The 14,917-nt window shown below is 65.7% G+C and carries 12 protein-coding genes and 1 pseudogene; 7 read left to right on the top strand and 6 right to left on the bottom strand.

All coding sequences use genetic code 11. The annotated features are described in order from the left end of the window. Positions 1-134: 134 nt before the first annotated feature. Positions 135-1,283: a HoxN/HupN/NixA family nickel/cobalt transporter gene (locus tag MJ777_RS07185; RefSeq protein ID WP_239348298.1), complete on the bottom strand. Its 1,149-nt coding sequence runs from the start codon at positions 1,281-1,283 to the stop codon at positions 135-137. Positions 1,284-1,630: 347 nt separating this feature from the next. Between MJ777_RS07185 and MJ777_RS07180 the strand changes: the two genes are divergently transcribed. The 3 genes from MJ777_RS07180 (at position 1,631) to ilvD (ending at position 4,314) form a co-directional block, all read left to right on the top strand. After that, on the top strand, positions 1,631-1,954 hold the full coding sequence (locus MJ777_RS07180; protein WP_239307935.1) for an antibiotic biosynthesis monooxygenase: 324 nt from the start codon (positions 1,631-1,633) through the stop codon (positions 1,952-1,954). Beyond that, positions 1,951-2,301 carry a hypothetical protein gene (locus tag MJ777_RS07175; protein WP_239307934.1) on the top strand — a complete coding sequence of 117 codons (351 nt, stop codon included), beginning with the start codon at positions 1,951-1,953 and terminating at the stop codon, positions 2,299-2,301. The genes MJ777_RS07180 and MJ777_RS07175 overlap by 4 nt, the downstream gene beginning before the upstream one ends. A gap of 159 nt (positions 2,302-2,460) precedes the next feature. Continuing rightward, complete coding sequence (ilvD, locus tag MJ777_RS07170) at positions 2,461-4,314, top strand: dihydroxy-acid dehydratase (protein WP_239307933.1); 1,854 nt, start codon at positions 2,461-2,463, stop codon at positions 4,312-4,314. A gap of 61 nt (positions 4,315-4,375) precedes the next feature. On the opposite strand, the gene egtD is transcribed toward ilvD, so the two are convergent. Genes egtD through egtA form a run of 4 tightly spaced genes read right to left on the bottom strand, consistent with a single transcriptional unit; the run spans position 4,376 to position 9,090 of the window. Further along, positions 4,376-5,479: an L-histidine N(alpha)-methyltransferase gene (gene egtD, locus MJ777_RS07165; protein ID WP_239307932.1), complete on the bottom strand. Its 1,104-nt coding sequence runs from the start codon at positions 5,477-5,479 to the stop codon at positions 4,376-4,378. A gap of 46 nt (positions 5,480-5,525) precedes the next feature. Next, positions 5,526-6,269 carry an ergothioneine biosynthesis protein EgtC gene (egtC, locus tag MJ777_RS07160; protein ID WP_239374436.1) on the bottom strand — a complete coding sequence of 248 codons (744 nt, stop codon included), beginning with the start codon at positions 6,267-6,269 and terminating at the stop codon, positions 5,526-5,528. A 5-nt stretch (positions 6,270-6,274) separates the two neighbouring features. Further along, complete coding sequence (gene egtB, locus MJ777_RS07155; protein ID WP_370651387.1) at positions 6,275-7,696, bottom strand: ergothioneine biosynthesis protein EgtB; 1,422 nt, start codon at positions 7,694-7,696, stop codon at positions 6,275-6,277. Beyond that, complete coding sequence (gene egtA / locus MJ777_RS07150; RefSeq protein ID WP_239374368.1) at positions 7,636-9,090, bottom strand: ergothioneine biosynthesis glutamate--cysteine ligase EgtA; 1,455 nt, start codon at positions 9,088-9,090, stop codon at positions 7,636-7,638. The genes egtB and egtA overlap by 61 nt, the downstream gene beginning before the upstream one ends. Before the next feature lie 385 nt (positions 9,091-9,475). Here egtA and MJ777_RS07145 point away from each other — a divergent pair, with 385 nt between their 5' ends. The 4 genes from MJ777_RS07145 to MJ777_RS07130 all read left to right on the top strand — a co-directional run bounded on the left by MJ777_RS07145 (position 9,476) and on the right by MJ777_RS07130 (position 14,400). Continuing rightward, positions 9,476-10,267 (top strand): nuclease-related domain-containing protein, encoded by a 792-nt coding sequence (locus MJ777_RS07145; protein WP_239307929.1) that lies wholly within the window; start codon positions 9,476-9,478, stop codon positions 10,265-10,267. A gap of 546 nt (positions 10,268-10,813) precedes the next feature. After that, positions 10,814-11,137 carry a hypothetical protein gene (locus MJ777_RS07140; RefSeq protein WP_239348295.1) on the top strand — a complete coding sequence of 108 codons (324 nt, stop codon included), beginning with the start codon at positions 10,814-10,816 and terminating at the stop codon, positions 11,135-11,137. Positions 11,138-12,208: 1,071 nt separating this feature from the next. Continuing rightward, positions 12,209-13,882, top strand: coding sequence for a hypothetical protein (locus MJ777_RS07135; protein WP_239374350.1), 1,674 nt, complete (start codon positions 12,209-12,211; stop codon positions 13,880-13,882). Between the two features lie 80 nt (positions 13,883-13,962). Continuing rightward, on the top strand, positions 13,963-14,400 hold the full coding sequence (locus MJ777_RS07130) for a superinfection immunity protein (protein ID WP_239374347.1): 438 nt from the start codon (positions 13,963-13,965) through the stop codon (positions 14,398-14,400). Positions 14,401-14,467: 67 nt separating this feature from the next. Here the strand turns inward: MJ777_RS07130 and MJ777_RS07125 are convergent. Next, a pseudogene (locus MJ777_RS07125) lies at positions 14,468-14,917 on the bottom strand (conjugal transfer protein TraC); the annotation flags it as partial.

Below are 14,917 nucleotides of genomic sequence, written 5' to 3'. Positions count from 1 at the left end.
GATCTGGACCGATTGCCCGCGCGCGGCCACGTGCCGTAGGTAGCGGGATGGTGTGAAAATCAAGCACCCGAACAGTGTTCGCCGAGTCGTGCATCTCGTATCGGCGGTCGCGCCAGCGGCCGGGTCGTGGAGGTTCAGCCCGCGGGCTCGGCCTGGGCGCCGTCACGGAGGCCGGCGGACCATTTCTCCTCGATGCGGCCGTACTTCCACACCAGCAGCGCGATGACCCAGGTGGCGACGAACAGGCCGACGATGAAGTAGCCGACGATGTTCAGGTCCAGATGTGAGATCCAGTCCCAGAAGCCGCCGGTGAGCTTGGCCTTTTCGGCGAGGATGCCGAGCAGTTCGATGCTGCCGATGATGAAGGCGACCGCGACGGACAGACCGGTGATGGCAATGTTGTAGTAGACCTTGCGGACCGGTTTGGAAAACGCCCAGCCATAGGCGAAGTTCATGAACGAGCCGTCGATGGTGTCGAGCAGGCTCATGCCGGCGGCGAACAGGATGGGCAGTACCAGGATCGCGTACCAGGGCAGCCCGGCGCCGGCGGCACCGGCGGCGAGGAAGAGCAGGGCGACCTCGGTGGCGGTGTCGAAACCGAGGCCGAACAGGACGCCGAGCGGGTACATCTGCCACGACTGGGTGATCGCGTTGGTGAAGCGGCCAAGGAAACGGTTCATCAGCCCGCGGGAGTTGAGCTGTTCCTCCAGCCTGGCTTCGTCGTACTCGCCGCGGCGCATGTCGCGGAACACCCTCACGATGCCGACGAGGATGACCAGGTTGATGCTGGCTATGACGTAGAGGAAGCCACCGGAGACGGTGGTGCCGATCCAGCCGGTGACGTCGTGCAGGGCTGAACCGTCGTCGGAGACCTCACTGGCAAGCGAGCGCACACCGATGCTGAACAGAAAGGCCAGGGCGAACACGATCGTGGAGTGGCCGAGCGAGAAGAAGAAGCCGACCGACATGGGCCGCTGACCGTCGGCCATCAGCTTACGGGTGGTGTTGTCGATCGCGGCGATGTGGTCGGCGTCGAAGGCATGCCGCAGGCCAAGGGTGTAAGCGGTCAGACCCAGTCCGACGCCGAACACCTGGCTGTGAGTGCCGAAGCGGTAGTGGTGCGGGGCGATGACCGCGACAAGGGTGAACCAGCCGATGACATGCAGCCCGACGATGACCGCGGTCATGCCCGCGATCGTCGCCCACTCCCGCGGGCCGAGCGCCTGGCGAATCCGCTCGTACAGCGGTACGGCTTTCGACACGGTGCCGGCATCCACAGTCATGATCTTTCCCCTCGCGTTCGCGGCCTCGCCGCGGCCCCGCCGTTTTCCGTTCCGGCTCTGCCGGCCAGGCAGCGGGGGCAGGCGGGCGGACGGGTCGGTCGACGGTAACCAGCACAGATAGTCTTTTGCAAGACTTTTGCAGTCGCTTGATTATTGCGGTCTTGTCTGCCGCGTGCCGCGGTGGGTGCGAAGGTGGGCGCTCTGCTGGCTGAGCGCGGTCCCGCTTGACGATGAAGGCGGTTGTCGGGGCCGGGTGCGGACGTGCCGAACAGGTGGCGGCTCCCCCGCCGTCGCCGGGATGCCCAACGGATGTTCCCAGGCGTAACGCGCATGCCAGACTTGCGTTCATGACCGCTCCCGAAAACGCCTCGGATGCTGCGCCGGTGCTGGAGGTCGCGCGCTTCGATGTCACGCCCGGTGAGGAGGCGAAGTTCATCGATGCCTACCGCTCGGTCGTCGCTGAGCTCGCTACCTGCCCTGGCTGCCGGTCGGCGCGGATGACCCGCGGAGTTGAGTCACCGTCGCGGTTCGTTCTGCTGGTCGAGTGGGAGAACCTCGATGCGCATGTGGTGACCTTCCGGGAGTCCGCTCGCTTCGTCCGCTGGCGTGCGGCCTTGGGCTCCTTCTTCGCGCAGCCGCCTACCGTGGAACATGTGACCGACCTGCCGTGAGCACCTTCGTCAACTACTTCCTCTTCGCCCCGGTGTTCGCGACGTTCTTCGGCATCCTGGGGCGGACGATCCCCGCGATGTTGTTCCGGGCTGCCGTGCCCCGTCGCCGGATCGGCGTGTACAGCCTGTTCCGCACTGGATACGTCATTGTGGGCGTTGTGAGCTTGTTTCTGTTCGCGGTCGGGACGCAGCTGAGCCAGCGGCTCGTGGAACCCGACGGTCAGGTGCGCTTCGTGGCTACCGCACGCGAGCACGATGTCGCCCCGCTGCTGGGTACGGTCGCGTCCTTCGCCATCGTGTGGTTAGCCCGGCGGGAGTGGTTGCGCCGGCACAACAACCGATACTGATACCCTGCGGCGGGCGGGCCTGATCCGTGAACGGTGGCGTCGGCGGCCAGTCAGCCCGGCGTTATGCCTGGCCGGGATGGGTAGGCCGCCGTGAGCGTGCTCGGCTCCGCTCCTGCGGGCCCGTGCGCGACCCGCTCGATCAGCTGCGAGGACTACCCGATGCCTGCTCTGCGTTCCCGAACCACCACTCACGGCCGTAACATGGCCGGCGCTCGTGCCCTGTGGCGTGCCACCGGTATGACGGACAGTGATTTTGGTAAGCCGATCGTGGCGATCGCGAACAGCTTTACCGAGTTCGTCCCCGGCCATGTGCACCTGCGTGACCTCGGCCGCATCGTGTCGGACGCGGTCGCGGAGGCCGGCGGCGTGGGACGGGAGTTCCACACGATCGCGGTGGACGACGGCATTGCCATGGGCCACGCTGGGATGCTCTACTCCCTGCCGTCCCGAGAGATCATCGCGGACAGTGTCGAATACATGGTCAACGCGCACTGCGCGGACGCGCTCGTCTGTATCTCGAACTGCGATAAGATCACACCGGGGATGCTGCTGGCAGCGTTGCGGCTGAACATCCCAACCGTGTTCGTGTCCGGTGGTGCGATGGAGTCCGGTCGGGCGGTTGTCACCGACGGTGTTGTCCGGTCCGGTCTGGACCTCATCTCCGCCATTGCCGCGTCAGTGGACACCACGGTCGACGACGCCGAGCTGGACGCTGTGGAACGCTCGGCGTGCCCGACCTGCGGGTCGTGTTCGGGCATGTTCACCGCCAACTCGATGAACTGCCTGACCGAGGCGCTTGGGCTCGCCCTGCCCGGCAACGGCTCCACCCTCGCCACCTCCGCTGCCCGCCGCCACCTGTTCGTCCAGGCCGGGCGGACCGTTGTGGACCTGGCGAAGCGGTGGTACGACAAGGACGACGACAGTGTCCTGCCACGTTCGATCGCGACCCGCTCCGCGTTCGCCAACGCCTTCGCCGTGGACGTGGCCATGGGCGGTTCGACCAACACCGTCCTGCACCTGCTGGCCGCCGCGGTCGAGGCCGGAGTGGACATCACCCTGGACGACATCGACGAGATCTCCCGGACGGTGCCGTGCCTGTGCAAGGTGGCGCCGAGCTCCGAGTACCACATGGAGGACGTCCACCGAGCCGGTGGCATACCGGCCATCCTCGGTGAGCTCGACCGGGCCGGACTGCTGCGCCAGGATGTTCACACGGTCCACGCGGCAAGCCTGGCGGAGTTTCTCACCCACTGGGACGTCCGCCGGCCGGACCCGTCCGGACAGGCGGTGGAACTCTTCCACGCGGCACCGGGCGGAGTGCGCACGATCGAGCCGTTCTCCTCGGTCAACCGCTGGGAGTCGCTGGACACCGATGCCGGCTCGGGCTGCATCCGCGACGTCGCGCACGCCTACTCCGCGGATGGCGGCCTCGCGGTGCTGCGCGGGACGCTCGCACCGGACGGCGCCGTGCTCAAGACCGCCGGGGTGGAGGCCGGGCGGCTGACCTTCCGCGGCCCCGCGCTGGTCCTGGAAAGCCAGGAGGACGCGGTGGACGCAATCCTGTCCGGGCGGGTCCACCCAGGTGATGTGCTGGTCATCCGTTATGAGGGCCCGCGGGGCGGTCCGGGCATGCAGGAGATGCTGTACCCGACCACGTTCCTGAAAGCGCGTGGCCTCGGGCCGGCCTGCGCGCTGGTTACCGATGGGCGGTTCTCCGGCGGGTCCGCGGGTCTGTCCATCGGGCATGTGTCGCCTGAGGCCGCCCACGGCGGCACGATCGCGTTGGTTCGTGACGGCGACATCATCGAGATCGATATTCCGTCCCGCCGGCTGGACCTGCTGGTGGACGCGGTCGAGTTGGCTGCGCGGCGGGCGGCCCTGATGGCGTCCGGCGGTTTCCGGCCGGTGGACCGGGTGCGTCCGGTGCCGGCCGCGCTGCGGGCCTATGCCGCGATGGCGACTTCGGCATCGACTGGTGCGGCTCGTGACGTCTGCCTGGTCGACCGCGGCTGACAGGCTCCGCTGATCCTGTTCGCACTGATCCTGTTCGCACTGACCCCGTCCGGTGACGGGGTCAGGCCGGGACGCAGAGAGAAAGCGCGAAATCGTCGGCTGGGTCGGTCCACCAGCGGACCATGGCCAGACCCACGGCCGCGAACTCGGCGGTGAGCCCATCCCTGGTGAACTTGGCGCTGATTTCGGTACGCATCTGCTCGTTCTCGGCGAAGGACACCGACAGGTCGAGCGCGCCGATCTGGATCTGCTGGTCCCGCACGGACCGCAGCCGCATCTCGATCCAGGAATTGGCAGCGTCCCAACAGACCACGTGGGCGAACCCCCGCGGGTCGAAGTCCGCGTCGAGTTCGTGGTTGATGACCGACAGGACATTGCGGTTGAACGCGGCCGTGACGCCGGCACTGTCGTCATAGGCGGCGACCAGCCGGTCGGGATTCTTGGCCAGATCGGTCCCGAGCAGCAGCGTGTCGCCCTCGTTGAGCTGGGCACGCAGGCTGGTCAGGAAGTCGTGCCGCTGGGCCGGAGCGAGGTTACCGATCGTCCCGCCGAGAAAGACGACCAGCCGACGGTTGGCACCAGGTAGCCGGTCGATGCCGGGCAGCAGATCAAGGTGACGCTCGAAATCACCCACAACCGCGTGGATGGTCACCCCTGGGTACTCGTCGCGGACAGCGATGGCGGCTCGGGAGAGCACCGTTTCATCCACATCAAAGGGGACGAACCTGCGCAGGTGGCCGCTGTGGCGCAGCGCGTCGAGCAGCAGGCGGGTCTTTGCCGAGGTTCCGGAGCCGAGCTCGATGAGGGTGTCTGCCCGCGACATGGCGGCGATCTCCTGGACGCAACCGGTCAGGATGGCCCGTTCGGCGCGGGTCGGATAGTACTCGGGCAGACGGGTGATGGCATCGAAGAGCATGCTTCCGGTGGCGTCGTAGAACCACTTGGGCGGCAGCTCCTTCGGGTCCGCCGTCAGTCCAGCCCTGACGTCGGCCGCGAGCGCCGCGGCGCGGTCGGATGCGGCGAGATGCCGGTCGACGACGATTCTCGGGTCGGTACCGGTCGCGGCGATACCGACCCGAGAATCGATACCGGTACCGAGAACAGAACCGACATTGGAACCGGCATCGGAACCGATATCGGTGACATCGGTACTGGATGCTGTCATGGATGCAACCTCCGGGAGCGCTTTTACAACCGAGAGTAATCGAATTCTAGATCAAATTACTAATGGTTACATCCCGTGTGTCGGTGGTCAACAATTGATGGTCGTCAAGATCGACCCATTCGTTCGAGTCGTCGCTGGGCTCACTGGCCACGTCCATCCCTATGTCGTCCCCGTCCGTGGATACCCGGTAGGACAGCGTTTCACCCCAGGTAGTAGCGACGAGCTGGCTACCATCGGTGGCCAGCAGATTGAGCCGGGCGGCACCGTCGGCGCGGCCCGCGGCGACGACCACCTCCGCTACGGCGGCGGCGAGGCTCACGCCAGCGGCCAACCGCTGCCAGACCGCGGCGGCCAGCAGCGCGGAGTCGCAGCGCGAGTCAGGAGCCGGGGCGCCCCTGGTCCAGTCGAGCATGCTCATCAGCACGTCGACGTCCACCCGTCCGTTATGGCTGAGCAGATAGCGGCCATATGCATAGGGTGCGGTCGCCGTCTCCTCGATCGGCATCCCCACGGTGGCGTTGCGAACCGCGCCCAGCACGCAGCTTGAGTTGACCACGCCAGCGAACGAGGCGAACGAGGCGTCGGTCCAGATCGGAACCGCGCGCCGGTACCGTGCCGGTTCTGTCCGCATCGCCGTGACGTACCAACCGACACCGAAACCGTCGGCATTGATCTTCCCATGCAGCATCCGTCGCGGCATCCATGCCTGGCGCGCCAGGCTGTGCGGCGGATCGCGAAGGAGCGAGGTCAGTGTCCGCGGTGTCCCGAGCCAGGCCATATGACGACACACCCGCATCAGCCTTCCATCTCGGCGTCGCGGGCGAGGCGGAAGCCGGTGAAGATCTGGCGACGGATCGGGTGGTCCCAGTTGCGGAAGGTTGACCGGATGGCGCTGTGGTGGGTGGCCCAGGACCCGCCGCGCAGCACCTTGTAGGCGTTCGGGGACGTCCGGGGGAAGAACACCTCGCTGTACTCGCGGTACGGGAATGCGGTGAATCCCGGATAACCCGTGAAATCGCTGGCTGTCCACTCCCACACGTCACCGATCATCTGTTCGACGCCGTACGCGCTGGCTCCGGCCGGGTATGCCCCAAGTAGCGCCGGACGGGACGCGGCATGGTCCAGGTTGGCCTGTTCCGGCGTCGGGCCGCTGTCCCCCCAGGGAAAACGCCGCGAACGCCCGGTGACGGGATCGTGCGCGCAGGCCTTTTCCCACTCCGCTTCCGTGGGCAGCCGCCGACCGGCCCAGCGCGCGTGCGCCTGCGCTTCGTACCAGCACACATGCTGTACGGGTTCATCCATCGGGACGGGTTCCTCGCGGCCGAAACGGCGCCGCACCCAGCTCTTTCCCTCCTGGCGCCAGAACTCCGGCGCCCGCAGGCCCGCTTCGCATCGCCAGGCCCAGCCCGACGCCGACCACAGGCGTTCATCGTCATAGCCACCGGCGTCGATGAACGCCACCTGCGCCGCGTTCGACACCGGCAACGTGTCGATGAAGAACGCGGGGACGTACACCCGGTGCGCGGGCCGTTCGTTGTCGTAGGCCCAGGCATGTCCGGGCGTGTCGCCGTTGGTGCCCATCGTGAACTCGCCGGCCGGCACCAGCATCTCTGGCGCTGGTGCCGGCCGCCCGGCCGGTGGAACCCGGGCCGGGCCGGCGTCACCGATGACCGGAGGACCCACCCGGAGCTGATGGGTGGCCAACATCGTCTCGTCATGCTGGTGCTCGTGCTGGAGCACGAGTCCGTAGACGAAGCCGCCCGCCAGCAGCGCGGGACGCGCGAGCGGCCCGCGCAGGGCGTCCGGGGCGAGGCGTTCCAAGCCGTCAAGGACATTGCCGCGGACCTCGGCCAGATAGGAACGAGCCTGTGCCGGGTCGAGCAGCGGCAGGGCAGGCCGGTCCGCCCGAGCATGACGGAACGCGTCGTACAGGTGGTCGATGCCCGGCCGCAGCGGTTGCCGCCCCGCTGCTGTCCGCAGCAGCCACAACTCTTCGTAGTTGCCGACATGGGCGAGGTCCCAGACCAGGGGCGACATCAGTGGTGAGTGCTGGCGCCACAGGTCGGCATCGTCAAGATCGGTGTAGGCCAGGCTCCGCGTCCTGCTGTCCGCGAGCGCCTGGGCGATATCCGCCGGTCGTGGGCCTTCTTCTGCTGTCACAGTGCGATCACATCCGTGGTAGTGGGTTCCGCGACCTGTGTCGTTGCCTGTGGGCATCCATCGTTCCCAGGGGCCCTGTTGTTATTTTCGATCATGTTCCGATCGATCTCGGCGCGCAGCAGACCAGCCGGCCCGACCTCGGCCAGCCGGTCGATGAGATCGTCGGCGGGGCAGCGTCCCGGCTCCACGTAGGCGTCGAAATACGCGTCGACGGCCGTGAGGAGGGACGTTGCGGCGCCCATGCGGCCAAGAGCGTCGCGGGCCGCGCCCGCGCATGCCCTGGCGGCCTTGTGCAGCGCTGCGTCACGCAGCCCCCGCAACGCAGCCGTGGCCCACTCGTGGGCGACGGGCAGGCATACGTCGGCCGCGATGTCAGCGGCACGTGCATCGTCGAGCAGAGCGGTGGTGACGGCGACCACCACCGGCCAGTTCCCCGCCGGGGTGGCGTCGAGGTAACGCAGTTCCAGCCAGCCACGTGGGCGCACCGGTGGGAACACAGTGGTCGCATGGTAAATCAGATCTCTTACTGTCGGTATCCGTGGCAGCTGGCTATCGCCAGCCACCCACTCGCCAAACGTCGTCGCGGCAGGGGGCTGTTGGAATCCGCCGTCGGGATCCCGCAGCAGCATGACCCTCGCCGCCAGGAGGTAGTCCGCCCAGGCTGCCGCCGGATCGGGTTGGTGAGCGGTCGCCACCGGCCGGGTCCGGCTCCGGTCGATCTTCGACCACAGTGCCTGCCGGGTGGAGCGGTAGCCGGTGGCTATCCCCGCCAGCATCGGGGAGGCTGCGAACATGGCCACCAGAGCCGGGCCCAGGGTGTGTGCCAGCTCGAATCGCCCGGGCCACTGGGCCGTGCTGCCCGCGTCCAGGTTGACCTGGACGGATGCGGTAGAGCACATCATCATCATGCCCGCTGACCCGCCGCCGGCTTGGAAGTACCGTTCCATTGCCTGGTAACGGGACGTCGTGAGATGCCGATGCGGTGGCCGGAGGGGGTCGGTGCCCATCCCGACGAGCGCGAGGCCGGCGCCGGTGAGCATCGACCGGATCCGGGCGAGGTCGGCGGCCGTTCGCGCCAGGGCGTCGGAAAGCGGCAGCGGCGGAGCTGACAGCTCAAGCTGGCCACCGGGTTCGAAGGTGATCCGGGTACCGCCCGGCAGGGTCGTATGTCCTGGGACGCCGGTTGCCCCGTTGGATGGACTGTCCCGATGATCATGTGAGCTGCCGGCCGCGGCGTCCGTGAGCGCCGCCATCGTTCGGGCGGGGGGCACTGGGCGTGACACGGACTCGGTGTCGACGACGAACCACTCGGTCTCGATGCCGACGCTTCCCGGTGGCTGATCGGTCAGGCAGGTCAGGCGTGCGTAGCGATGGACATCGGCCGCTGACCGGATCGCGTCGTCGGTGCCATACTGATCTTCTTGTGGCTTCCCTGACTGTGTCCGTGTCATGAACCCTCCAGGTCCGGACCGGCCAGCTGTCGCTGGCCGCGGGTCGGTGCGGGTCGCTGCTGTGCCGTTACGTCGTATCCCGATACAGCCGCGCGGGAGCTCGACCTTCAGGGTTCCCCGGGCCTTGGCCACACGCAAGGATGTGGAATGGTGGTCACTGTGTAACTGATTTGTTGTGGCGGCCGGTGATGGCCTTGCGGCACGCTCCGTGATGGTTGACGCGCGCGTCCAGCCCGCGGCGCTGTGACTGGTCGGCGCTTGGCCGGTTTGTCTACAGCGGAGGTGAGGGGTCTTGCGCCACGCGGGCCGGTTTGGCCGTCATCTGGTCGGCCGGAAGACGATGATGACCGGGGCGTCACATGGACAATGGCCAGGTCGCTCGGCCATGGCGGAGTATCTGCGCTGCCGGCAGCTCTACGCGGTCGAACGTAAAGACCGGGTAGGCAGGGCGGCGGCGATCGCCGGTGTGGTTGCCGCCCTCGCCACGATTGTGGTCAGCGTGTTCGGCGCACTGCTGAGTCTGGCCGTATCTTTGATAGTGCAACTAGTTATCTGTTTTGTTATGCTTGTGCTGGTTGTCGCGGCAGTCCGGTTCTATCGCTCCCCGCCGGAAATCGAGTCGTGGCGGGAGGACGCCGAAGCCGAACGGCGTACCGCACGCGCGCTTGAGCGGCTCACCCGCGCCGGGTACACCGTCCTTCATGATCGATCTCTTGCTGGTTCCGCCAGCAATATCGATCATCTGGTCATCGGACCATCCGGACCGTGGCTGGTCGAGACGGACGCGCACCGTGGGCCGTTCCGGCAGAACCGGGCCGGGCTGTGGGCGGGTCGGGTGCCATTGCAGCCCATGATCGAAATGGTTGCCTGGATGGGTACAGAAATTACCGATCAGCTGGCCGCTGAACTGCCGGAGGGCTGGCAGGTCACGGTCCAACCGGTCGTCGCGTTCTCGCGTGCCGCGCCGCCCCATGGACTCGCTGTGTTCGACGATGTCGTATTGCTGCCGGTAGCGGGGGTCGCTGATTACATCCTCACAGCCGGTGTTCTTCTCAAGCCGTTGGACGTCGCCATGCTGGTGGACGCCGCCGAGCGGGTGTTTCCGTCCTATCCGGTGAACGGCCCGGCGCAGACCTGGCCGGCCAGGTCCAGGTTGCGGGGCCTGCTGCGGCGTTGACGCCCTGCGCCGGCCAGCGCCGCCCTGCGCCGGCCCCGCGGCGATGTTGGTTACCTGAAGGCCATACGCCGCATGGTTGCCCGAAGGCCGGTGATCCCCTGATATCGTCAGCGGCCGGGCAGGGGTTTTTGGATGTTGACCGGGCCGGTGCGGTGTGAGCTTTCACCGGCTGACACAAGCCGGATAGCCCGCAGTTCCGTCCCGGGCCTGCTGGGGCCTGGTCGGGCTGCCAGACGATGATGGGGCTTGCTGGCGGCGACGGGATACCTTCACCGCGGTGTTGTGCCCACGGCTGTATACCGTCGCCGGACCACATCCCAGCTGGACGTTTGCGAGGTCAATGAGTTCGTGGCCGGTGGGTGCGAGCGCTGAACTACACCTGGAATGGTTGTGGTATCGATACCGCTGGAATGCCGCTCGGTGTGGCCGAAATAGTATTCACGCCAATGGTGAAAAATTAGGAATAGACGATTGGCCGGGCGTGCAGTAAGCTTTTGAGCAGGCCAGTCACTCCCTATTTCTGAGGCGCGGGCGAAGGGTGCGGAAATGGGTAAGAGAATACTTGTTCTGGATGCTGATGGAGAGCTTCTGGGAAAGTTCGCCGACACTTACACGGCACACCTGTGGAGCCATTACAGGATTCTCGCTCCCGGCTTCGATGGACATGTCGAAGTATTCGATCCGCACACCAGGACATCGCTCGTCGTCGGGACTGATGAATGCCGGAGCATCATCTGGGGAAGGATCCAGAACACGTCGGTGTCATGTGATGAGCGGGCTGGGTCCGACGATCCCGGCCTGCCGGTGCTGCCGCCCCGACAGCTGTCACGCAGATCCGTGGCGCACGGCTGGCTCACCGCGGGAGCCTAATCGATTTCCAGGCATATACGAACACCCTGAGCTGCATTTCCCAGCTCCCCGGCCGCCGGCTGACGGTGTCCCGGCCGCCGGGTGAACCGACACCGATGCTGCCCGTTCCCCATGAGTATCATTGGGAATGCGCGGGCACCGCGGGACAGCGCGTATGAATCACGGTCGCGCCGTCCTCGGTCCGCGCGAGGGTTTCCGGTGTCGGGGCTGATGCGGGAGCGGCGGCGTGGGTAGCGGTGGTACACGGCCACCGCCATCCCTTACCCGCGCCGCCGCTCCCGTCCTTCGGACTGTCTGCCAGTTCACCGTTCTCCGGCAGCCCGCGCGCCTCGGGACCTGCCGCCTTCGCCGATCTGCCGGCGTATAACCAGGGAACCCGCCAGCAAGAAGAAGAGCAGCAGCACGAACGTGTTACGGCGACCACCCGCGGTCCGCGCTGGTCGCCGCCGTTTTCTTGGAGCTGTCTTCGGCCTGGGCGTATGGCTGGCAGCGGCTACGCTGAGCCACCATGTGGCACGGTAGCTGCCGGTCTCTGCTGCTTCCTGCTCGGTGTCACCGCAGCCGTCACCGCCGCGCTCGCGACCCGGTCACCAAGCCATCGGTGATCTTCTAGCCTGTTCCCCGTCGGAGCTCGAGCGTGTCCAGCGTCGGGACTGGCTACGAAACCCAGACTCAGAAGCCCGGATGGTACGTTGACTGTCATCGTGACCTTGACAGAACAAGGTCCGTATGGATGTTGCGGTAGTAGTCATCGGAGGGTGGGAGCATAACCCGTGAAACCAGATGCCCGGTTCTGAACTTACCCGACGACTGTTCGTTCCGGAGGAACGGTGGGGCTGGGAGTATGTCGATCCCGGCATGAATCTGCACCCCGATCATGATCGGCCGCCAGTATGGCATGAGCCGCCCCCGCCAGACATCAAGAAATATGAAAATAATCTTGAAAAGCGTATGCAGAAACTTCCTAGGGCATTAATATTTCCCGTTTTTATATTTTTGATTGGCCTGACATTTGTTCGCTATAATGGATTGTGGATGTTCGTACTAGGGTCAATAGCATGGATTGGATTTTTGGTTTTCCGGATTATTTTTTTTAAAAGAAAAATTATTTTTGAAAAGACCGAGTGGCAAAAACGTCGTGACGCTGAGTGGGAGAGATACCAGTCGGCCACCGCTGGTTGGCGGGCCGCGGTGGAGAGCCACGAGGCGGCCGAGCAGGCACGACGGGCGGAAGCGCCCTTGTTCCATCCGCTCGCGCCTCGGTCGACCGCGAGCCGGATAGATGTCTGCGGCGGCACTCGTGAGGGGTGGACAAGTCTGCTGGCGACCGTCGGCTCTTCGGTTCTATCGTCTGGCGGTGGTATTCTCCTGCTCGACTTCAGCGAGCGGGGTATCGGCGGCGGTCTTGCCCAGCTCGCCACTGCGGCTGGTTTCCCGGTTACCGGTGATGATCTTTCTGCTGATACAGGCCGGCTCGGGCTTCTGCGGGACATCGGCCCTGAGGACGTTGCCGAACTCCTCGCGAATGCCGTTGACACGCTCCGCCCGGGGAGCGATAACCCGGCAATTCGGCTTCTCGACGCCGAGATACTCACGACCATCACCACCAGGCTGGACCCGCCGCTCACCTTCATCCGGCTTGCCGCGGGCCTGCGGGTGCTGCAGGGCCGTGACCAGCTGGACGGCCCTGATGCCCTTTCACCCGGGGAAAGGGACACCATCGCCAGCCGACTGGATGCCCTGGGCGGCAGCGAACGAATTCAACAGGCAATCTATTACCTGAGGGCTTGTCTGGAACGGCTCGCAGAGGGGGACGAGACCGCGGCGGTGGGCACAGCGCCATCGTGGTGGCCGCTATCCGGGCTCCGCGTCATGGAGACGTCGAGCCGTGACACTTCCGCCGCTCGTAAGGAGCTCATCGATCAGGTGCTGTTCCAGATCGTGCTGCACCGGCTCCGGCGCCGCCGGGACGATGTTTCCCGGGACATGCTGGTGGTTGCCGGAGGGGACCGGATGGGTCTACCCGCGCTGGAAAGCATGGCCAGACATGCCGCCAATGCCGGCATTCGTCTTGTCAACCTGTTCGAACATCTGGCGGAAGACGCGGAGCGCCTGATCGGTACTGGTGACAGCGCCACGCTTATCATGCAGCTCGGAAACGCAAGGGAGGCCGAGGCCGCTGCCGAGTTCGTCGGTCGCGGGCACAAGTTCGTCTTCTCCCAGATTACCCGGCAGGTTGGCAGCAGCCTCACCACAGGGACGTCAAGCAGCGCGGGTGGGAGCGTTACAGTTTCTGAAACCGAAGGCAGAAGCGGTTCGCGAGGTAAGGGCGGGAGATCGGGTGGTTGGAACCGCTCGGTTTCGGTCTCCCAGTCAGCGTTCTGGGAGGATACCGAGAGCCTGTCGGTCACCGACTCCCAGCAAGACGGTTCGATCATGCAACGGGTCTACGAGTTCAGTGTTGAGCCGACACAGATCCAACAGCTCCCACCGACCGCTTTTATGCTGGTCGACTCGTCGCTGGGCGAGCGCCGTGCCGCACTCGGCGACTGCAACCCTGGAATTGTTCTCCTACCCAGGGTCGCGTCCAGCGCTCGCCCAGCGGTACCGTCAGCTTCCCGGCGACCAGCAGTCCTGCCCATGATCACTGGGCAGTCCGTTCCACCGGGCCTGACGGCAGGTGATGCTGGCGATCAGCCCGAGGCGATCAATCTGGGGCTGCCGTGGGAGCCGGATAACGGGTAGCGGTGCTTTTCCGACCGAACCCTGCTACAGTGACTCAAATCATACGGTCAGGCTGTCGCATTTATGAACGCGGGGGAGTCATGGACGTCGCTGAAGGTGGTTCCGGCGCCGGCGCCGCTGCTGGAGTCGTGATACTGCTCGCTGTCGTCTTCGGCATCGCCTTTTACTTTATTCCGACAATTATCGCCGTGGTGCGCAAGCGGCAGGTCGCTTCGGTCTTCGTGATCAATCTTTTCCTCGGCTGGACGCTGGTGGGCTGGGTCGTCGCCATTGCCCTCGCCGTGAGCAGCGGTGGCACCCCGGTACAGGTGAACGTCAATCAGTCGGCGCCGGGTGGGTACATGCCACCAGGCGGCTGGCAGGATCCAAACGCATACCCACCCGCACAGCAGCAGCTTCCTCCGTCGGACGGCTGGCAGGCCCCGCAGGCAGGCTGGCAGGCGCAACAGCAACAACCGTGGGCGTCGCCATCGGCGGATCCCCGCGAGCAGAACCCGCCCTATGGCGGCCGACAGTGACAGTCAGGCGTGACGGAAACCAGAGCCGATGTTCTGGCCATCCCGGGCAGCTGGACTTCTCGAAAAGCTAGATCTCCCGGGAAAGCGGGCCAAAGGGGAAGGTATCCATGACTTCCTCGGGGGCGGCCCTATTCTGGTCTGAGGCCGGAGTGTCGACGGTGAATCTGTCCGGTCCGTACCGGTGTGGTGCCCCGAAGCTGCCAGCCCGGCGCTTCTCCAGGTACTGGGGGTCGCCTTCGCCGTGCTGGTCGGCAGCTGGACCGCTGCTGCTCGCGTAGGCGGGGTCGTTATCACGACCCTCGTGGTCGACCTGGTCCGGATAGCCGTAGTCGTCCAGCAGATCTGGGTCGAGATCATCAGGAAAGAGGTTGATATTGTCGACCTCGCCGTGCATCTTTGAGCCGTTGAGGACGACGGGAATCTCCAGATCGCCGACGATATGTTCGACGTAGAACGCACGGTTACCAATGAGCCACAAAGCGAAGCCAGGGTCGAGTCTTGGCAGCATGTCCGAGGC

Source organism: Protofrankia sp. Cj5 (genome assembly GCF_917627405.1).
Lineage (GTDB): Bacteria > Actinomycetota > Actinomycetes > Frankiales > Frankiaceae > Protofrankia.
This window is presented reverse-complemented; position numbering and strand designations above follow the sequence as displayed.

What these genes read in the sequence shown, in the direction of transcription:
- MJ777_RS07145 (WP_239307929.1), top strand. Translation starts at nt 9,476, where the DNA reads ATGGCGGAGTATCTGCGCTGCCGGCAGCTCTACGCGGTCGAACGTAAA.
- egtB (WP_370651387.1), bottom strand. Translation starts at nt 7,696, where the DNA reads ATGCCCACAGGCAACGACACAGGTCGCGGAACCCACTACCACGGATGT.
- egtA (WP_239374368.1), bottom strand. Translation starts at nt 9,090, where the DNA reads ATGACACGGACACAGTCAGGGAAGCCACAAGAAGATCAGTATGGCACC.
- egtD (WP_239307932.1), bottom strand. Translation starts at nt 5,479, where the DNA reads ATGACAGCATCCAGTACCGATGTCACCGATATCGGTTCCGATGCCGGT.
- MJ777_RS07140 (WP_239348295.1), top strand. Translation starts at nt 10,814, where the DNA reads ATGGGTAAGAGAATACTTGTTCTGGATGCTGATGGAGAGCTTCTGGGA.
- MJ777_RS07130 (WP_239374347.1), top strand. Translation starts at nt 13,963, where the DNA reads ATGGACGTCGCTGAAGGTGGTTCCGGCGCCGGCGCCGCTGCTGGAGTC.
- MJ777_RS07185 (WP_239348298.1), bottom strand. Translation starts at nt 1,283, where the DNA reads ATGACTGTGGATGCCGGCACCGTGTCGAAAGCCGTACCGCTGTACGAG.
- ilvD (WP_239307933.1), top strand. Translation starts at nt 2,461, where the DNA reads ATGCCTGCTCTGCGTTCCCGAACCACCACTCACGGCCGTAACATGGCC.
- MJ777_RS07180 (WP_239307935.1), top strand. Translation starts at nt 1,631, where the DNA reads ATGACCGCTCCCGAAAACGCCTCGGATGCTGCGCCGGTGCTGGAGGTC.